The organism is Ruminococcus sp. NK3A76, from assembly GCF_000686125.1.
Classification (GTDB): domain Bacteria; phylum Bacillota; class Clostridia; order Oscillospirales; family Ruminococcaceae; genus NK3A76.
The window spans coordinates 218,686-236,727 of record NZ_JMMA01000002.1 but is presented as its reverse complement, the minus strand read 5'-3'; the positions used below and the strand labels follow the sequence as shown (position 1 = coordinate 236,727).

General features: G+C 48.0%; 19 protein-coding genes and 2 tRNA genes. 12 read left to right on the top strand and 9 right to left on the bottom strand.

Features of this window, described 5'->3' with window-relative positions:
* Nucleotides 1-319 precede the first annotated feature (319 nt).
* From CD05_RS16965 to CD05_RS0101240, 10 genes are all read left to right on the top strand, one after another.
* Nucleotides 320-1,114 (top strand): hypothetical protein, encoded by a 795-nt coding sequence (locus CD05_RS16965; RefSeq protein ID WP_028508964.1) that lies wholly within the window; start codon nucleotides 320-322, stop codon nucleotides 1,112-1,114.
* A gap of 53 nt (nucleotides 1,115-1,167) precedes the next feature.
* A complete protein-coding gene (locus CD05_RS0101280) occupies nucleotides 1,168-1,692 on the top strand; it encodes a hypothetical protein (protein WP_028508963.1) in 525 nt (174 codons plus the stop codon).
* A 7-nt stretch (nucleotides 1,693-1,699) separates the two neighbouring features.
* Nucleotides 1,700-2,173, top strand: coding sequence for a peptidylprolyl isomerase (locus CD05_RS0101275; RefSeq protein ID WP_028508962.1), 474 nt, complete (start codon nucleotides 1,700-1,702; stop codon nucleotides 2,171-2,173).
* Between the two features lie 57 nt (nucleotides 2,174-2,230).
* A complete protein-coding gene (locus CD05_RS0101270; RefSeq protein ID WP_028508961.1) occupies nucleotides 2,231-2,473 on the top strand; it encodes a hypothetical protein in 243 nt (80 codons plus the stop codon).
* Nucleotides 2,474-2,572: 99 nt separating this feature from the next.
* Nucleotides 2,573-3,106, top strand: a complete 534-nt coding sequence (locus tag CD05_RS0101265) for an RNA polymerase sigma factor (protein WP_028508960.1) — start codon at nucleotides 2,573-2,575, stop codon at nucleotides 3,104-3,106.
* Nucleotides 3,107-3,108: 2 nt separating this feature from the next.
* Entirely contained in the window at nucleotides 3,109-5,457 is a 2,349-nt protein-coding gene (locus CD05_RS0101260; protein WP_028508959.1) for a beta-propeller domain-containing protein, read from the top strand.
* Between the two features lie 90 nt (nucleotides 5,458-5,547).
* On the top strand, nucleotides 5,548-5,781 hold the full coding sequence (locus CD05_RS0101255) for a hypothetical protein (protein WP_028508958.1): 234 nt from the start codon (nucleotides 5,548-5,550) through the stop codon (nucleotides 5,779-5,781).
* Nucleotides 5,768-6,232, top strand: a complete 465-nt coding sequence (locus CD05_RS16960; RefSeq protein ID WP_051588751.1) for a PIN domain-containing protein — start codon at nucleotides 5,768-5,770, stop codon at nucleotides 6,230-6,232. The genes CD05_RS0101255 and CD05_RS16960 overlap by 14 nt, the downstream gene beginning before the upstream one ends.
* 244 nt (nucleotides 6,233-6,476) lie before the next feature.
* Entirely contained in the window at nucleotides 6,477-7,559 is a 1,083-nt protein-coding gene (locus CD05_RS16955; protein WP_051588750.1) for a hypothetical protein, read from the top strand.
* A gap of 12 nt (nucleotides 7,560-7,571) precedes the next feature.
* Nucleotides 7,572-8,093 (top strand): PspA/IM30 family protein, encoded by a 522-nt coding sequence (locus tag CD05_RS0101240; protein WP_028508957.1) that lies wholly within the window; start codon nucleotides 7,572-7,574, stop codon nucleotides 8,091-8,093.
* Between the two features lie 296 nt (nucleotides 8,094-8,389).
* Here CD05_RS0101240 and CD05_RS0101235 read toward each other — a convergent pair whose 3' ends face one another.
* From CD05_RS0101235 to CD05_RS16950, 4 genes are all read right to left on the bottom strand, one after another.
* Complete coding sequence (locus CD05_RS0101235) at nucleotides 8,390-10,009, bottom strand: CotH kinase family protein (protein ID WP_028508956.1); 1,620 nt, start codon at nucleotides 10,007-10,009, stop codon at nucleotides 8,390-8,392.
* Between the two features lie 17 nt (nucleotides 10,010-10,026).
* Nucleotides 10,027-10,953 carry a cysteine synthase A gene (gene cysK, locus CD05_RS0101230; RefSeq protein WP_028508955.1) on the bottom strand — a complete coding sequence of 309 codons (927 nt, stop codon included), beginning with the start codon at nucleotides 10,951-10,953 and terminating at the stop codon, nucleotides 10,027-10,029.
* 125 nt (nucleotides 10,954-11,078) lie between these two features.
* Complete coding sequence (locus tag CD05_RS0101225) at nucleotides 11,079-11,390, bottom strand: hypothetical protein (RefSeq protein WP_028508954.1); 312 nt, start codon at nucleotides 11,388-11,390, stop codon at nucleotides 11,079-11,081.
* Between the two features lie 190 nt (nucleotides 11,391-11,580).
* A complete protein-coding gene (locus tag CD05_RS16950; protein WP_037322727.1) occupies nucleotides 11,581-12,360 on the bottom strand; it encodes a flavin reductase in 780 nt (259 codons plus the stop codon).
* A 283-nt stretch (nucleotides 12,361-12,643) separates the two neighbouring features.
* Here CD05_RS16950 and CD05_RS0101215 point away from each other — a divergent pair.
* Nucleotides 12,644-12,720, top strand: a tRNA-Met gene (locus CD05_RS0101215).
* Between the two features lie 18 nt (nucleotides 12,721-12,738).
* A tRNA-Glu gene (locus CD05_RS0101210) sits at nucleotides 12,739-12,813 on the top strand.
* A gap of 118 nt (nucleotides 12,814-12,931) precedes the next feature.
* Here CD05_RS0101210 and CD05_RS0101205 read toward each other — a convergent pair.
* The 5 genes from CD05_RS0101205 to CD05_RS0101185 form a co-directional block, all read right to left on the bottom strand.
* Complete coding sequence (locus tag CD05_RS0101205) at nucleotides 12,932-14,122, bottom strand: site-specific integrase (protein ID WP_028508953.1); 1,191 nt, start codon at nucleotides 14,120-14,122, stop codon at nucleotides 12,932-12,934.
* 113 nt (nucleotides 14,123-14,235) lie between these two features.
* On the bottom strand, nucleotides 14,236-15,483 hold the full coding sequence (locus CD05_RS19340; RefSeq protein WP_198021559.1) for a plasmid recombination protein: 1,248 nt from the start codon (nucleotides 15,481-15,483) through the stop codon (nucleotides 14,236-14,238).
* A gap of 449 nt (nucleotides 15,484-15,932) precedes the next feature.
* Nucleotides 15,933-16,115 (bottom strand): hypothetical protein, encoded by a 183-nt coding sequence (locus tag CD05_RS0101195; RefSeq protein WP_028508951.1) that lies wholly within the window; start codon nucleotides 16,113-16,115, stop codon nucleotides 15,933-15,935.
* A gap of 4 nt (nucleotides 16,116-16,119) precedes the next feature.
* Nucleotides 16,120-16,416 carry a helix-turn-helix domain-containing protein gene (locus tag CD05_RS0101190; protein ID WP_028508950.1) on the bottom strand — a complete coding sequence of 99 codons (297 nt, stop codon included), beginning with the start codon at nucleotides 16,414-16,416 and terminating at the stop codon, nucleotides 16,120-16,122.
* 103 nt (nucleotides 16,417-16,519) lie between these two features.
* Nucleotides 16,520-17,980, bottom strand: a complete 1,461-nt coding sequence (locus tag CD05_RS0101185; RefSeq protein ID WP_028508949.1) for a YfjI family protein — start codon at nucleotides 17,978-17,980, stop codon at nucleotides 16,520-16,522.
* Between the last annotated feature and the right edge of the window lie 62 nt (nucleotides 17,981-18,042).

Genomic DNA, 18,042 nt, shown 5'->3' with positions numbered 1-18,042 from the left:
TCTGATATATAAATATAAATAGTAAATAATATTCGTCCATAAATCTATACCTATAAAATATTATAACAAAAAAACGGGCTTCATTTATCAACATTCGATGAACTAATCATTAACTAAAATTTAACATCACTGATTTGTAATAAAATTACCCCAAAAAATTCTGAAAAAATATAAAAAAGTATTTGCAATTTGCAAAAAAATAGTGTATAATAGAATTATATATTATGGGATATAATTGTTTTTATAATAAACATATTATTCCGGTACTGCTTTGATACTAAACATATAGATCAAATCATATACTAAAGGGGGAAAAACAATGGGTCTGTTCAACCGTAAGAAAACACCCGAGCCGATAAAGCCTTCGGCACCTGCCAAGACAGTCAATGCCGATGATATTTTCGGAACGCCTTCCGTAAAGCCAAAGACGGTGAATGCTGATGATATTTTCGGCACACCTGCGGCCAAGCCGAAGACTGTGAACGCTGATGATATATTCGGTACACCTTCACCGAGAAAGGCTGCTGCCGTTTCCGAGCCGCTCGACGGCCCTGCTTCCATCAATCCTGATGATATCAAGAAGAAGATGCAGGAGCTTGAGCAGGAGCTTGCTGAAAAGAGCGCACAGCCCAAGATAGACTACTCGCAGTACGGCCTTGTTGACGACAGCGAGGTGGCTGATGCTCAGGAGAAGTACGAGGCTATCTACAAGGAGGAGCACGAGAGATATCTTAAGTCTCACGTTCAGGATATATCCTCTGCAAATACCGACGACCTTTCAAGCAAGGTAGACAGCATGATGAATGAGGTCAACGCTCACAGAGCCGAGGAGGCTGCAAAGGTATACGAGGTATCTCAGGTAAGCGACGAGGAAGTTGCAAAGGGCATGAGCGAGCTCCAGCAGGCTCCCAAGGACGAGACTAAGGACGAGCTCTATCAGTCGATAACCGAGGTAAGCGATCAGGACGCTCTTTCGAGCATGGTAGACAGCATGATGAATGAGGTCAACGCTCACAGGGCTGAGGAGGCTGCCAAGGTATACGAGGTATCTCAGGTAAGCGATGAGGAGCTTGCAAAGAGCATGGCAACGCTGCCGCAGGCACCCAGAAGGTAATACAATTTAGAATTATAAAGATAAAAAAGCAATAGCAAGGAGAATAAGCGACCATGAACATTAACACTGATAATCCTATTATCAAGTATTCTGACAAGGGAAAGCCTTTCCCTTACGTGAAGCTGTTCAACGAGACTTTGGAGAGCTATATACTCGAATTCAAGAATGTCAGACTCGACAAGCTGACCCCTGAGGACGCTGCAAGGTGTCTTGCAAGGATATTCAAGAAGATGTATGTAAACGGCGTGCCGGTGCTCGAATTCTTCAAGGAAGACCTCGATAACTGGGCAAATCTTGACCAGTACAACAAGACACAGAATCTTGCTGAGCTTGTCGCAAAGGATATTTTCTGCTGCTTTGACCGCAATCTCGATGACGGCGACCACTTCAAGCGCACAAACAGGCTCTACTGCATAATAAAGGAAGGCGGCGAGCATGACTTTATCATGTACACTGAGCCAAAGAGCAAGGGCTTATTCGGCAAGAGAAACGGAGAATATACTCCCGTTGCCAAGTATTTCAGCGACCTGAAGAACCAGTATGACGCTGATTTCCTGCCCAAGACCAAGGAAGGATAATAAATATATGGTAGTTATAGAAATGAAAAACGGCGACGTGATGAAGCTCGAGCTTTATCCCGAGGCCGCACCGATAACAGTTGAGAATTTTGTAAAGCTCGTTAAGCAGGGCTTTTATGACGGGCTCATTTTCCACAGGGTTATATCCGGCTTTATGATTCAGGGCGGTGACCCGCAGGGCACAGGCATGGGCGGTGCCAAGGAAAAGATAAAGGGCGAGTTTTTGGCAAACGGTGTCAACAACCCCATAAAGCACGTCAGGGGCGTAATATCAATGGCACGCTCTCAGCTGCCTAACTCGGCAAGCTCGCAGTTCTTTATCATGCATCAGGACTCCCCTCACCTCGACGGGCAGTATGCTGCATTCGGCAAGGTGGTAGAGGGCATCGAGGCTGTTGACAGGATAGCCGCAGTAAAGACTGACTTTACCGACAGACCTGTTGAGCCGCAGATAATAAAGAAGATATACATAGAAGAATAATCAAGAGCCGTCCTTTATGGGGCGGCTTTTTTAAATATTGTATGCATAAAAAACCAAATGGTTATTCTAAAAACCAAACGAAACCAAACAAAAGCAAAAAAAGCCGATATAGATATAGATATAGATAAAGACATAGATACAGATACAGACATAGAAGAAGAAAGAGAGACAGAAAAAGAAAAAGAAAGAAACACAGACACAGAAGAAGACACAGAAGAAGATATATACTGTCCTGTCGTCGTCATTGTCGTCTTCGTCTTTGTCGTCGTAAAATATGTATTCCTCTTAATTTTAGATTGAATTGTAAAAGAATTATGAACGTGCAACATTATGGCGATTTCTGCTTACCTATTATATGAAAACGGCGTTTTAATATAGAATCCCGGGAGAGAAAAAACTATGAAAACACAAACTGACATATCACTCGTGAGCCGGGCGGCCAAGGGTGACACAAAGGCTTTTGCCTTGCTTTACAAACAGGTGTATGAGGAGATATTCTATTACGCTCTTGCAAACTTAGGCAACGAGGACGACGCAGCTGACTGTGTACAGGACGCAGCGCTCGATGCCTTCACGGGGATAAAAAAGCTCCGTGACGAGGGAGCCTTTAAGGGCTGGATAATGAAGATACTCATCACCAAGATAAAGCTCAGACAAAAAGAATACATAGCTTCAAGGCAGATGCAGAGCACCGATGAAGTCGATATAGCGGCATACAGCAGTGAATTTGAAGGCGTTGAGATAATGGACGCACTCGGGCTGCTGAGTGATGCCGAGCGAGAATGTATAGCGCTCAAATACATCGGCGGGTACAAAGGTGAGGAGATAACAAAACTGACGGGCATAAGTCATGCGACTGTCCGTTCACACATCGCAAGAGCAAAGCAGAAGCTGCGGTCACTGCTTGGTGATATGTCAGACGAGGAGGAATAGTTATGCAGAACAATCAGTTTACAGAGAAAATGAAAGAGACTACCCCCGTTCCCGAGAGGATAAGCCCCGAGAACATCGAAAAGAAGATATACGAGCAAAAGCGCAGCAAGATATCCTTAAGAAAGAGAATGATAAGCGCAGCAGCTGCTCTGGCTATCGTGTGCGGCGGCACAGCAGGCTATCTTTACGGCACAGGCTTCTTTGACAAGAAAAACGGCGGCATACAGACATCTTCTTCATCATCGAGCAGCAAGGCTGACAGCAGCAGTAACGACGATGACAGCCAGACAGGTACTATCAAGACCTCTGATGCAGGCGTTGAGTATGAAGACAGCAAGTCTGTAGAGCTTACAGGCCTCAAGTCGATGAACTATGATGAACTTAACGAGTATATAAAGGAAAACTTCAAAGACCGCAGCTACTACTTCAGAGACGATTTCGGCGGGCTTGAAACAAATGACGCAGTTGCCGAAGACGAGGCAGTGCCCGAAGCCACAACGGGCAAGAGCAGCGATGCAGCAGTAACAGGCAGCAGCGGCAGCCACGATTATTCGCAGACCTACAATCAGGAAGCAGGCATCGATGAGGCCGACATAGTAAAGACCAACGGCGAGGACATATTCTACCTCGCAGGCAGCTGTGTGTTCGCCATAGACTGCGACAACGGCAGCATGAAAGGTCAGCTGATAGACTTTACAAAGCTTTGCAGCGAGGATCTCGGCGGCTACACAGCCCGTGAGATGTATCTTGACGGCGGCACGCTGACAGTTGTTCTGCAAAGCACAGCAGGCTATTACTACTCGTGGCATTATGACGAGGACGAGGAAAACAAGTCAAGGGAAATACGCCCCATTTACGAGCCTACCTGCTATGCTGTTGACCTTGATGTAAGCAACATTGACGACATTAAGATAACAGGCAAGTATTCGATACAGGGCACATACTCAAATTCAAGAATGGTAGACGGCAAGCTTTACCTCACAGTAATACAGAATATTCAGTACTGCGAAAGTGATAGCTACGAGAAAACAGGCGTGCCCGAATTTGCCCCCGTATACAAGGTAAACGGCGAGAAGCACTATGTAAGCTCGGGCGATATATTCGTGCCCACAGAAGATGTAAAAGAAAACCTCGGCTACACCACAGTATCGCTTATCGACACCAAGGATATGTGCCACCCCGTGAGCATCAAGTCATCACTCGGCTGCACTCACGAGATATACCAGTCAGCCGACAGGCTCATACTCTTAGGCAGCTACTCTGACGAGGCAGACGGCACCTGGAAGAGCTTCACACGCCTGACAATGTTTGACACATCAAACGGCACACTCGCACCTATGGCAAGCACATCGATAGAGGGCGAGGTAAAGGACAAGTATTCGCTCAGCTACAGAGACAGCGTGCTCAGCGTTGTTGTAAACGACCGCAAGTATGACAACGTAAACTACAAGACGATCTACAACAACTATCTCTACACATTCAGCGACAAGCTCGAACAGTTAGGTCAGAGCGAGAGCTTCGGCGACGGCGAGGTGATAAAGAGCGTTACCTTCCAGGACAAGCTCGCATACATCGTAACATTCATGCAGACTGACCCGTTATTCGCTATAGACGTATCAGACCCTGCAAAGCCCACTATAATAAGCGAGCTCAAGATGCCCGGCTTCTCGACTCACATGAGAGCATTCACAGAAGGCAGATTAGTAGGCTTCGGCAACACAGCAAACGAGGATACAGGCCGTGTAACAGGCCTTAAGCTCTCGATATACGACAACTCTGACCCGAACAATGTCAAGGAGCTTGACAAGGTAGAGCTTAAGAGTATGTTCGGCGATGACGTGGATTCCTACGTCGGCAGCATTGCAACATACGACGAGAAGGCTCTGCTCATAGATGCTGAGAGAAACATCATAGCATTCCCCTACTACGCTGAAAAGCAAACATACAGCACCTTCATTGATGAGGACGGCTATGAATATGCTGTAGACACAGAAGAAGACGACACGACAGCCAAGGAAGACTCCGACATCTACATGGCAGGCTACAAGTTCTACAGATACACCGAGGGCAAGGGCTTTGAGCTCGTTGGTGAGTACAAGTACGAAGTAGACGTAACCAAGTTCTGGAACGACAGGGCAAACGAGGGCAAGAACCCCTACATCGACTTTGAAAGAGCTATCTACATCGGCGATGTTTACTACCTCTTCCACGACAACGGCGTTGTATCGGTAAACTCAAAGACATTTGAGACTATCGACGAGGCAGACCTTGTCTCACTCATTCCTGAGGGTCAGGAAAGGGACATATATTATTACGGCGGTCTCGTAGAAGACGACTATGTAGCAGAATAACAAAAACGCAGCGGCATTGACAATCAGGTTGGTTTGTAGTATAATGTTGTCAATAAGAGCGAATATTATATTAGGAAGGAGTGTATTTATATGATGACAGCGACAGGCGGTTACTTTAATGGAGACCATATTGTGATGGATGAGCAAATAACGCTCAAAAACGGGCAGAGAGTCATAATTACTGTTCTTGACCCTTTTCAAAGTGATGTTCGTGCTGATAAAGGCGATATAAAAAGCTTTATGGGAAGAGGGAAAAAACTGTTTGACGATACGACGGCAATAGATAAATATGTAATGGAGTTAAGAGATAATGACAGAATTTAAAAAAGTATTTATGGATACAGCACCGCTCATATACTTTTTTGATAATGACGAAAATTTCGGAGAAAAGACACTTCATATTTTTGAAGAACTTATATCAGATAAAAAGGAAATTATCTTTTCTACTATAAGCTGTATGGAATATCTTGTAATGCCATACAGAACAGAAAACATTGAAAAGCAAGAGGTGTTATTTGATTTTATAAAACGTTATAAAATCGATATCTGTTCTATCACGTTGGAAATATCAAAAAAGGCCGCACGCATCAGAGCGCAATATCCGAATTTTAAAGCAATGGATTCAATACAGCTTGCAGCTGCGGTTTATTCTGGTTGCGATGTTTTTTTAACGAATGATATTCAGCTTAAACAGTTTAAGGAAATAAAATGCATTTTGGTAAATGAGTGGCAAAGACATATCACAATGCCAGAGTCAGCATCACCGCTGCTATAATAAGAAATAATAAGGGTATCGGCTGCGACGATGATCTGAATATCATCGGACAAAGGCCGATACCTCTTTATTGCGCCTGCGCTCAGGGGCTCTTTTATCTTGACAAGAGGGGGAAAATTTGGTATAGTATTATTAGAAATACTAAGGCAACACCGCACGAAGATCGTGCGCAAATTGCATACAAAGCCTTCAGGCGGTCTTTGTGCGGTGTTGCCTTGATACTATATGAAAAGAGGTAATGACTATGGGCAGAGCAGGACGTGGAGGAGGCGGCGGTTCAAGAGGCGGCGGCTTCGGCGGTTCAAGAGGCTTCGGCTCGCACTCGGGAAGCTCGTTCCACAGCAGTTCGCACAGCAGCTATCATAGCAGTTCCCACAGCAGCCGCCACAGCTCAGGCAGCAGCTTTGCAAGCGGTTATATAATCGGCTCTATGGTCTCGGGCAGCAACCCGAGAAGGCGCTCGGTATCGGGCACGAGCAGCTCTGACAAGGTGGGCGCAATTATTTTTATCATTGTTTTTGCGCTGTATATCCTTGCAGAGGTGATATCTTCATCAGCCGGCTCGGCACTTGACGGCGGAATACAGAGATCGACCGCCCAGCGTGAAAAGCTCGAATCCTCTGCACTGGTAGAGTCGGACGACTACTATTCAGACCGGCTCGGCTGGATAAAATCAAGCAAGACGCTTGAAGACGGAATGGAATACTTTTACGAGCAGACAGGCGTGCAGCCGTTTCTTGTGATAACCGACTCGATAGGCGGCAGCGGCATTTACTCCGAAGACCAGATGGAGAGGTTCGCAAACGACGTTTACGACCAGGAGTTTGAGGACGAAGCTCATCTTGTGGTGGTCTTTTATGAGAATTTAGGCGAATACCACACCTGCTATGTCACGGGCGTTGAGGCAAAGACGGTGGTAGATGACGAGGGCGGCGAGATACTGCTTGATTACCTCGACCACTACTATTACTCAGACCTTGACGAGGACGAGATGTTTGCAAGGGCATTCAGGGAGTCGGCCGACAGAATGATGACCGTGACCCCGAGCTACGGGTGGATAGCCGTTATCATCATACTGATAATAATCGTGCTGGTGATATCGCTCACATGGTGGTCAAAGCGCAAGAAGGCCAAGCTCGCAGAGCTCAACAAGGCTCAGCAGATAATAGACCAGGACTTGAACACATTCAGCACGGCAGGCTATCAGACAAACGCCGGAGCGACTGTGACCAACCCGGGCCCGACACCGCCGCCTGACATATCAGGCTCAGCAGAGGTAGACGAGCTTAAGAAAAAATACGACAACATGAATAACGACCTTATGTAAGGAGGTGCTCGCATGGGGCTTTTTGACAAGTCAAAAGACCAGAACGAGCTGAAGCTGCAGATAGCAGACATAACCGTCAGGCTCGCAAATGTCAGAGAGCAGGTAGGCAGCCTGACAAAGCGCCTGAGCGAGATAGATGCTGACCTGAGCGCTTACCAGGCCAAGAGCAACGAATACGCAGCATACGCCAAGAAGGCTCTCGCAGCCGGCAGTGAGGCTGATGCAAGGGTGTTCTTAAACGAGAAATACAAGTTTGACAAAAAGGTCGCTGACATCACTCCCCAGCGTGAGCAGGTGTATGAGACACGCTGCAAGGCGGTAGAGCTCCACGACAAAATGGTGGACGAGATAAACAAGGCCGAAGCACGGCTCGATATGTTAGTCGCAAGGAATGCCGTTGCCGATGCGTCGATAGCCGCTTCAAAGACGGTGAACAGTTCAAAGTTCCAGAACGACCTCTCATCGCTCGAAGAACAGTCAGAGCAAAGAGCCGCCATGACCGATGCACAGAGATACGCAAATGGAGAAAAATAAAAAAAGCCCCCTCGGGGGCTTTTTTAAATGCATAATTAAGAATGCATAATGCATAATGAAGGTGTGCGGCAAAGCCGCAGATGCCCATTCGGGCGTGTTGGTCGCACGGTTTCGATCAAGTCGTAGGCTTTGCACCCGAAGGGGGTGGCGGCAGCTGCGCCCCCCTACCGTAGCGTGGGATCAGCGAGAGAGCCGCCTTGAAGGAAAGCTGCCCCCACCACAGGCCGAATGGCCATACATCGCCCGAAGGGCGATACCTCAATTATGCATTGTGCATTATGCATTATGCATTGTTATCAGTTCCAGCAGCCGTTCATAAACTCCACACGCTTTTTGAGCCACTCGGCAAGATATTCGGCGCACTCGGCCTGAGTCTTGCAGGCGGCGGCTGAGCGTGAGAGCTCGTTTGCGGCCTGATTGCGGCGTATATTGTCCCACTTGTCGTAGTTGCGCTCGAATGCAGGAGCTAAACTATCGGCAGAGTCGGTTATCATTTTGACAGTCTTATCAAAAATGCCGCTGTCGTATGCTGCCTTCCACTTGGTCTTTATTATGTCGGTGTACCAGTCCTGATACATGAGCACGGCAAGCCAGGGGTTTATGGTCGTGTAGCTGTTGTTGACATCATAGAGGGTGTTTGCGGCGTAATATCCTGTGCCGTCCTCGCAGCGTTCTTTGTTGCCGAGGGCTGAGTCGAAATCCCAAGGGTTTGCGAAGATGAGCTTGTTACTGCCGCCCTCGCCGAAGTCTGCATACATAAAGAAGCTCGACCAGTAGAGGTCTGCATCGCAGGTAAGCTCGCTTATGATATACATATCGGCCAGCGAATCGACATCGACGACCTTTTCCACCGCCTGCTGAGGGGTAAGCGAAGAAGTCTCGTGTATCTTTGAAAAATCATCGTCAAAGACATATGCCTTGTTATCATATGCGGCGTGATACATGATGTTATATACGTTATCTACAAAGCCTGCTATGAAGTCATGCTGCGCCTGCGAGTAGATATCGCTCTTTATCGTTATGCCGACAGAGTTGCGGCCGCCGCTAAGAGGCGACTGCTGCCTGCCGCCGCCCTCACCGTCGTATGGGGTGAGCTTTGCATCGCCGTTATAGCCGACCTTGAAGCCGTGCAGCTTGTCCTCATTGCTGTAGTAGCCGTCAAATTCGAGGAAATAGCCGATATCCGTGCCCTCGTAGCCCTCGTCGGGCTTTGTTATATCTATCCTGTTCTGGTTTACCTGCGAATACTCACACAGCAGATACACGCCGAAGTATTCACCGTTTATAGTCACCTCGACAAGCTGCGAATCGGAAGCATACAGCCCGTCCCTGCCGAGGATATCGTTTGATATATCAAATGCCGCCTTGTTCCTGAGCATCGAGCCGTCCTTATACTCTGCGAGCAGCACCCAGTTTTTGAATTCATTGCCGCCGTTTAGGCCGAGGAGCGACTGCTTTTCATCAAACTTTATGCGCAAGGGCTTTTTGTCGTAGGTCGTAGTCCAGTTGCCCCTGACCTTGACCTGTGCGCCCACGCTGTCAAGCGACTTTGTGCCGTCCGTGCCGGTGACGGTTATGCTGCACTGCTCGTAGTAGGGCTCGTCAGGTATCTGATAACCGGGTGTCCAGCCGGCGATGTTCTCTGCGACATGGCGTGCCACAGGCTTTGTTGCAAAGTCGAGCGCATCGCTGCCCTGCTTTTCTGTCTCTATCGCAAGCACAGGCATCACGTCGCCAAGTGCAAGGTCTGATGATCTAACATTTTCTGCACTGCTGCTGTCTGCCTTGCTGCTGTCTGCCTTGCTGCTTTCAGCAACGGAGCTGTCGGTCAGCGACTGAGATGACGATGTATCGCTGCCTGCACAGCCGGCAAGCATAGCCGCCGCAGCAAGCAGAGGGATAAGTCGTTTTTTCATATTATTTCTCCTTAGAGTTATTCAAAAAGCGGTGTTGAGAAATATCTCTCGGCGGTGTCGGGAAGAATAGTCACGACCGTCTTGCCCTCACCGAGCTGTCTTGCCATTTCAAGGGCGGCTGCAACGTTTGTGCCGCTCGATATGCCGCACATGATGCCCTCCTCAGATGCAAGGCGCTTGGCTGTGTTTATTGCGTCCTCGTCGGTGACTATGTGTATATGGTCATATATCCCGGTGTTGAGTATCGGGGGTATCACGCCGTCGCCTATGCCCATTTGCAGGTGCGTACCGACCGTGCCGCCTGCAAGAATAGCTGCGTGCTCCGGCTCGACTGCCCATATCTTCATATCTGGATTCTGAGACCTTAGTGTCTCCCCTATGCCCGTGATAGTTCCGCCTGTGCCTATGCCCGAGCAGAAGCCGTCTATCCGGCAGGCTGTCTGTTCAAGTATCTCAAGGGCGGTGTTATACTTATGAGCGTAGGTGTTGTTGATGTTTTCAAACTGCTGCGGCACATAGACGTTCGGGTCATTGGCGGCCATTTCAAGCGCCGTATCAAGGCAGGTCTGAATGCACTTGCCGATATCGCCGTCATCGTGGATAAGAATGACCTCTGCGCCGTAGTGGTTTACGAGCTTTCGCCTCTCCTCGCTGACCGAGTCGGGCATGATTATGACAGTCTTATAGCCCCTCACCGCACCGACAAGAGCAAGGCCTATGCCCTGGTTGCCGCTTGTCGGCTCGACTATCACAGTGTCTTTATTAATAAGCCCCTGCTTTTCGGCGGCCTTTATCATATTGTAGGCAGTTCTTGTCTTGACCGAGCCGCCGACATTTAGCCCCTCGAACTTGACAAGTATCTGAGCACTGCCGGGCTCGTTCATTCTGCCCAGCCTTATTATCGGCGTATGCCCGAGAGCTTCGAGTATATTATTGCATATCATCATTATTCTCCTCATCTTTTATTTTTCCACAAGCTATTATACCATATTATGAGCCAAAAGGCAATAATATGTTTTTAACATATCCTATAAAAACACCGCACGGACGATATCCATGCGGCATTATGTCATTTCTTGTTTTTCATCTTCATTATCACGACAGTTGCTAAAATACCCAACAGCAATCCTCCGTCAAGCGCACCGACGGGTATGTCGATCCTCACACGGATATTCCTATCAAGCTTGATATGCCCGTCAAAATATACCGGGTATATCCTTACGTGTACAAGATCTGATTCACCGTTTTTCTCTGCCATTTGCTTAAAAAGCTTCTCCTCGTCCTCGCTCATATACCCCGGCTTTGCAGTCCTTACTATCCTGATGACGTCTTTCATATCGCCGGCAAGAAAAGGCGCTTTTGTCTCGCCTGTATCAAACATATCTTGCAGCCCTCGCCCTCATACTCGACCAGCGGCCCACCGTTTCCCGGCTCTGTCATCACCATATCATCTAAGTCATCATGCTTGGGTGCCTATGTCTGCGCAGGCTCCTTAGCCGAGCAGGGCAGTGCTGCAAGCGAAAGCAGACAGCAGAGCCGTCAGTAAAAATGATATCAGCTTTTTCACAGCGCTACCTTTTCTTCTTCTCGAAGTTCTGATAGTCCACACCGCATATCGGGCAGATAAAGTTTTCAGGCAGCTCGTCGCCGACATACTCATAGCCGCAGATAGTGCAGCGCCAGATGATACTGCCGTCGCCTGCTATGCCTGCCGGAACAGCGCCGGGCTCATAGACTACCTTCTCAAAATCGGAAGCCGGGTGCTTACAGAGCGGACACACAAAGTCCTCAGGCAGCTCCTCACCCACATACTCATAGCCGCAGATGATACAGCGCCACACTGTCAGACCCTCATCTGTCACGGCTATCGGCTTGGGCTTTGGCTTGATATTCTCAAGGTAATAAGCATAGTCAGCCGAGCGTGCCGCCGAGAGCATAGCCGTTTCACCGACATCTGCGATAAACATTGTATGCGTGCCGAGGTCTATCGACTGGCAGACCTGAGCGCTGATAAAAGCATTAGTGCCCTGAGTTACAGCGAGGGTGCCGTTTTCAGCACGCTTGACATCGGGGAAGCTTATAAACTTATCGACCTCCCTGCCCGACTGGAAGCCAAAGTGCTTGAACAGCTCAAAGTCAGCCTCCTGGCTTATGATAGATGCTGTGAACTTACCCGTCTGAGCTATCATATCGTGGGTAAGGTTTGCCTTATTGACGGTCAGGCTTACACGGTTAGGCTCACTCGTCACCTGCCCGACTGTATTTGTGATACAGCCGTTATCCTTACCGTTTAAGTTCGCCGTCACCACGAAAAGTCCGTAGGTGAGCTTATAGATAGGGTTATCTGCCATAGTTATTACCTCTTTTCTTTTAGTCGTTACAAGATCAGCAGGCTCTCATTGGGAGCAAATTCCCTGCAGATCTTATGAATTATTCCCCAGTCATTAATGATTTTAATTATTATATCACATTTTCGGACGTTTTTCAAGCCAAAATGCACAATCAGCTGCCGAAATTTTCGGCGATATTTTAGGCGTTCCTACAAAAATAAAAAAAATCGCCCGATCTTCAAAAAAGGCTTGACAAATCGGGGAATTCAGTGTATAATAATATAGTCGTTTATGGGGCATAAATGGCGGCATAGCTCAGTTGGCTAGAGCACTTGGTTCATACCCAGGGTGTCACCGGTTCAAATCCAGTTGCCGCTACCATTTAGCCCCATAAATTATGGCCCGTTGGTCAAGTGGTTAAGACTCCGCCCTTTCACGGCGGCATCATGGGTTCAAATCCCGTACGGGTCACCAAACCATATGCTCGGAAACAGCGTAATATCGCCGTTTCCGAGTTTTTCTTTTATAGTGAAAATCCGCCTTGTTCTTTATCTGTTCTTTATTTTGAAAATGCGGAGGTTTGAGCCGTGGATCAAGCACCCTTCGGCTCTTTTTTCTTGCCTGAGAAATCGAGTGCCGAACTGACGGCATCGGAGACTTTCGCTCTGGATTCTTCCAACATATGACAGTAGATATTACTTGTTGTAGAAACTGTCGAGTGCCCTAACGCTCCCGAAACGGTCACGATGTCCACTCCCTGATTGACAAGAAGCGATGCGAACAAGTGTCGGAAGCTGTGCAAGCCGTAGAACGGAAGGTCGTGCTTCTCACAAAACTCACCGAGCCAGAAGTAAGGAGTGCCGTTCTGCATAGGTTCACCATTCCACTTGACATACAGACGGTCTGTCTCCACCCACTTGTCACCGCATTTGAGCGCCTGCTCGTCCTGTTCCGCCTTATACTCTTTGAGCATATCCATGATCTCCTGCGGAAATTTCAGCGTTCTCTGGGACTTGCGTGTTTTGGTGGTGTCGGTGTAAACGCCTTTCTTTGCCGTATAGTTGCTTGTACGGCGGACACTGATGATGTTGTTCTCAAAATCCACATCTTTCCATTCAAGTCCCAGCATCTCGCCACGGCGGAAACCGCTGTAGATCATCAGGTTGAAGAAAGTGCGGTACTTCAAGGGTTCATCGTTCAGCAGAGAAAGAAATCTCTGTACCTGTTCGGGAGTATAGATTTTCTTTTCAGTCTGCTCGTTCTTCGGCAGCGTGACCTTTGCGCAGGGATTGTCGCTGACCACGCCCATTTTCACGGCGTAGGCGAACACATCGGACACGAAGCTAAGGTTATGCCTTATCGTCTTAGGGGCGAGTGGCTTGCCTGTGCGCTCGTTTGCACCGTCCTTTGAAAGCGAGTTCACGAAAGCCTGAATTTGTCTCGGAGTGATCTTGTCCATTCGGAGATGACCGATAGCGGCATACACTCTCTTGCGGAGTTGGAGCATTCGTTCATATGTGGTATTTCTGAGGTTCGGACGTGCGTATTCTTCAAACCACTGTTCTGCGAAAACCTCAAACTTGATAGCCTTGCTCTGATAGCCCTTGTTGCAGGCTTCCTCAAACATGACCGCCTGACGGTTCAGCTCTTTCTCGATCTGCTTTGCTGTCATTTTCGGCTCAGGCTTCCAAGTCATGGACTGGATCACCTGCTTGCCTTTGCTGTCGTAGCCACAGCTCACCCTGATAGAGTAGCTGTCGCCACGTTTCTGTATAGTTGCCATAATATGTACCTCCTCGGTAATATCACAGCGTACCTTTTCAATACCTATTGTAGCGCAATATATCGGCATTGTCAAGGTGCGCTGTAACATTTTTTCTCTTGTTCTATCTTGCGTTATTCCAGTCCCCACGATTTTTTCTTTTTAGTGGACCGGTATTCTAACTGTTGTGCCTGCTCTCGCTGACGCTGTTCTTTTTCTTCCTGCACCAACGTTTTCGCCTGTCCGAGAATATCGGGTGCTATCCTTTCAAGCATTGAATACACCTCGCTGTATCTCCTGTTTTCGGACTTGACCGTTTTCAGCTCGGAAGAAAGCCCCGAATTTTCTTTTCTGACAGCATTCAGTTCCGCTCGGGCTTCATCTCGCTCGGCGATAAACTCATCACCACGCTTGTGCAGGCTGAAAATGGTGCGGTCTGCTTTGCGCTGCTTCTCCATAGCCGTTTTCGTGAGGCTCTTCAAAGTATCTATCCAACTGAGGATAGAATCCTTGTTCCTGAGTATTGACATACCGCTTTTCAGCAGTTTGTCGAGTTCCGAAACGGCTACAAGATATTCGTGTTCATCATCAAAGTTTTTCTCCATATCGGGAAGATAGGTCAATGCCTTGTTGACCTGCTCGATCTTTTGTGACAGCTTGGCATCTGCCTTTTCGGTTTCTGCTGTCACCGAGGAAAGCTTTTCCTCGCTTTCGGAAATATCTTTCTTTGTGACTGCAAGCGTGCTTTCAGCCGACCGCACTTTGTCCTCCACAGCACTCAGTTCAGACAGCTTCATATCTATCAGCTTGTCGGCAGCGTCAAGTTCCTCCTGACGTTTTTTCAGCTTGAATTCTTTCAGCGGCAGACCCTCTTTCGCTTCTTCCAGCTTCACCCATTCGATGCCACGTTCCAGCATCAGCTGACCGATGTGAGCCTTCTCTTGTTCGAGCCAGTCTATCGTGATCGTCCTGCCGATGCCCTTGCTCTCGCAGCCCTGCTGACGTAAAGCACCCGTCAGCGAGTTGCGGACACGCAGACCGTTCTTTCTTTTCTCATCGGTCACAGGCACAAAGTCAAGGTGCAGGTGGGGCGTGCTTTCGTCCATGTGTATCACGGCATTGAACAGCTTCAAATTGGGATTTCTCTCCTCAAATGAACGGGCATATTCTTCCAGAACAGCCGCCGCTTCCTTGCACATTTCGGAGTCCACACCCGTATCATCACGGTTGCCGACCTGGAACAGAACTTCATAGAATTCTTTCTCCTGTCGGCTGTGACGGATATGTTCCTGATAGTTTGCAATCTTCCTGTCACGCCTTGTCTGTTTTGCGTTGAATTCTTCAAGCGCTTCATCGAAAAGTTCATGGTATAATTTTTTCAATGAACGCTGACAAATTATTATGTCATCGGCGATCTTTTCTTTATCTACGTTCGCCGTGATTATCGAGCGGTTGTTGTGGTTCAGATCACCCTTGCCGATACAGCCGCTCAGGGTTCTTTTTACGATAATATCATCTCCTAAAATTTTGATACCGCACAGCGGTAAAAGGCTATTCGCCAACTGCCGACGGAGCGGCATATATATCGAAGCCTGCACAGCAGGCAAGCGGTGCGCAGCACCGAAAAATTCGGCATGAGCCGAATTTGCTTCTGTTACTCTTGGCAAGAGTAACGCAAAGACACTTCCGACAGCCGAGCGACCGTCTATCAGAAGTATCTATTGCGCTCTGCGAGGCTAAGACGGCTAACAAAGCAGCCGAAAATGTGGACACAGTAATGCAGAAAACGCATTACAAAAATTCCAAAATGCGATCATAAAAATCGCAAAAATCAGAATGGAATGTCCACCTCAATATTGAATTTATTGAGAAGAAAACCCAGCTCAGTATCATAGTCCCAAGCTTCATCGTCCGTCAAAAAATCATAGTAACGAACCAGTGCTTCACGCACTTCAAGTCCGCTTCTTTCTTCAAGGATAGAAGTCAACGCTTTTACCTTTTCCATATCGACCATTTTTTCACACCCCCTTCCCGTTGAAATAGGCGATCAGGTCAGCCTTGTTCACAAGGATTTTTCCATTCCTGCCCTCGCCGGTACGAACAGACTTCACCTTGCCCTGCTTCACAAGCTGGCGGACGGTGTGTTCGGAAAGTCCGCTGATGAGGGCGGCACTCTCCTTGATAGTCAGCATCTCGACCTTGTCGGTGGTCGGTGCTTTGGTGGTCTGCGGAGCGGAGTTCTCTCCGTCCTCGGTGAGCTGAATAAGCAGCTCCAGAATGTTGTCTACGATAGCTTTCTTTTCTGTTGTAGTCATAGTGTAAACCTCTCTTTTTCTATGGTTTGTGTTTTATGAACTTTGGACATTTTGAGCATTTTGCAAGTACAAAGTGTGCAAAATGCGGAAAGTACAGATTTCATCATCTGTAAATGTTCGGGTTGACGATCACGTCAATCATTGTTTTGTTGTTCGTTCCCTTGCTCGTGGTGCGGACGATATAGTTGTATTCCTCCAACATCTCCACAGTTTCAGCGAAGTCGGCGGCATTCTTGAAAAGTGTACATCTGCACAGCTTGTAAAGGTCATTCTGCCTTATCTGCTGAATATGCTTTGAACGTATCTTGGCAAGTACCCTCTCGGCTTTGACGGTTGCGAAATCAGTGTCGCCCAAACTGTATGCGTATATCGCCTGTTCACGGAAATACTCGCCTATCTCAATGGCGTTGCAAAAGGTGTCCAGATTGACACGAACTTCAACAGGATCACAGCCATTCAGCGCACACTTGATGCAGTGAATTATACCGCACAAACGCAGGATAAGTCCGTGATACTTGCCGCCCCAATCCTTGCAAAACGCCATGTCCGTGACAAGCTGAGGCTCTATGTAGTTGTTGTAGTAGTCAACGAACTCGCTGTAAGCCTTGCTGTCAAAATGGAGATATTTCTCCATATCGCTGTGAAAAGTGAACTTGTCCTGCAACAGCTTGTAGACCAAATTTTTGTAGTTCACAGTCACCGCTTCGGAGACAGCCTGCGTGTCATACTTGCGTGTGCCGATATTGCTTTTCGGGAAGCAGTAGAGAAAACGTGCGATAAGACCGCTTCCACGGAACGCCGTGTTGTTTATCATGCTGTCAAAAACATAGGGCTGGCAGGCAAGGCAGATGCTCATATAGGGCTTTTTCAGCACGATACTCGACCTTGTTGCTCGGTCGCTGATGAACGTTTCACCGTTCCAGCACTTCAACAGCAGGTCAATGTTGGGGACATTGTTGGAATAGCGTCCGCTGAAATTGCCGAGCATTCCGGCTTCATCGGAGATCATCAGCAGAGTGCCATTTTCTTCAAGCAGGTTCACAAGGGATTCGGGGGTAACATCGTCCACGGCTATCCTACGGAAGTTGCTGGGCGGAATGTTGCTCAGCTCTGTTTGCAGCTTTGCTATCTCCTCTGCGGTAACGTCTTTCTTCTTTTCAAGGGCTTCCAGCTTGCTCTGCAACAGCTTGCGTTCAGCCTGCGACTTGAAAATGTCCTGCTTGTTGCTCTCGTTCCAGTCATGGGCGAATGTGGCGTAAGGACGCTTCACCAAAGAAATAACAGGCGATTTCTTGAAACTGGGTTCTGCCACGGTGAGAGAGTAAAGCACAAGCGGTTCGGTGTGGTCACGCTTAGCGGACATTCTGTAAACTCCCGAAAAGCAGTAGCTCACCGCCGAGAGTATTGAAATCCCTGCCATTGCAACGTCCGTTGAGGTGGTTGTCGCAATTGCGTCAGCCATGTCACCAATAATAGGTGGCAAAGCGTTCACAGGGAACGGCAGGAGGTTTGTTCCGTCGGGACGTAAGGGTGTGGGTGTTGCCCACTGTGTTTCATTGTTCAACGATAAATCATCGTCCTTTCGTTTGATATTTTATAAAGCGCTTTATAATTGTTGCGGTCAGC

What these genes read in the sequence shown, in the direction of transcription:
- CD05_RS16960 (WP_051588751.1), top strand. Translation starts at nt 5,768, where the DNA reads ATGACAGAATTTAAAAAAGTATTTATGGATACAGCACCGCTCATATAC.
- CD05_RS0101280 (WP_028508963.1), top strand. Translation starts at nt 1,168, where the DNA reads ATGAACATTAACACTGATAATCCTATTATCAAGTATTCTGACAAGGGA.
- CD05_RS0101275 (WP_028508962.1), top strand. Translation starts at nt 1,700, where the DNA reads ATGGTAGTTATAGAAATGAAAAACGGCGACGTGATGAAGCTCGAGCTT.
- CD05_RS0101240 (WP_028508957.1), top strand. Translation starts at nt 7,572, where the DNA reads ATGGGGCTTTTTGACAAGTCAAAAGACCAGAACGAGCTGAAGCTGCAG.
- CD05_RS0101205 (WP_028508953.1), bottom strand. Translation starts at nt 14,122, where the DNA reads ATGGCAACTATACAGAAACGTGGCGACAGCTACTCTATCAGGGTGAGC.
- CD05_RS0101255 (WP_028508958.1), top strand. Translation starts at nt 5,548, where the DNA reads ATGATGACAGCGACAGGCGGTTACTTTAATGGAGACCATATTGTGATG.
- CD05_RS0101235 (WP_028508956.1), bottom strand. Translation starts at nt 10,009, where the DNA reads ATGAAAAAACGACTTATCCCTCTGCTTGCTGCGGCGGCTATGCTTGCC.
- CD05_RS0101270 (WP_028508961.1), top strand. Translation starts at nt 2,231, where the DNA reads ATGGTTATTCTAAAAACCAAACGAAACCAAACAAAAGCAAAAAAAGCC.
- CD05_RS0101195 (WP_028508951.1), bottom strand. Translation starts at nt 16,115, where the DNA reads ATGGTCGATATGGAAAAGGTAAAAGCGTTGACTTCTATCCTTGAAGAA.
- CD05_RS16950 (WP_037322727.1), bottom strand. Translation starts at nt 12,360, where the DNA reads ATGGCAGATAACCCTATCTATAAGCTCACCTACGGACTTTTCGTGGTG.
- CD05_RS16965 (WP_028508964.1), top strand. Translation starts at nt 320, where the DNA reads ATGGGTCTGTTCAACCGTAAGAAAACACCCGAGCCGATAAAGCCTTCG.
- cysK (WP_028508955.1), bottom strand. Translation starts at nt 10,953, where the DNA reads ATGATATGCAATAATATACTCGAAGCTCTCGGGCATACGCCGATAATA.
- CD05_RS16955 (WP_051588750.1), top strand. Translation starts at nt 6,477, where the DNA reads ATGGGCAGAGCAGGACGTGGAGGAGGCGGCGGTTCAAGAGGCGGCGGC.
- CD05_RS0101265 (WP_028508960.1), top strand. Translation starts at nt 2,573, where the DNA reads ATGAAAACACAAACTGACATATCACTCGTGAGCCGGGCGGCCAAGGGT.
- CD05_RS0101190 (WP_028508950.1), bottom strand. Translation starts at nt 16,416, where the DNA reads ATGACTACAACAGAAAAGAAAGCTATCGTAGACAACATTCTGGAGCTG.
- CD05_RS0101225 (WP_028508954.1), bottom strand. Translation starts at nt 11,390, where the DNA reads ATGTTTGATACAGGCGAGACAAAAGCGCCTTTTCTTGCCGGCGATATG.
- CD05_RS0101260 (WP_028508959.1), top strand. Translation starts at nt 3,109, where the DNA reads ATGCAGAACAATCAGTTTACAGAGAAAATGAAAGAGACTACCCCCGTT.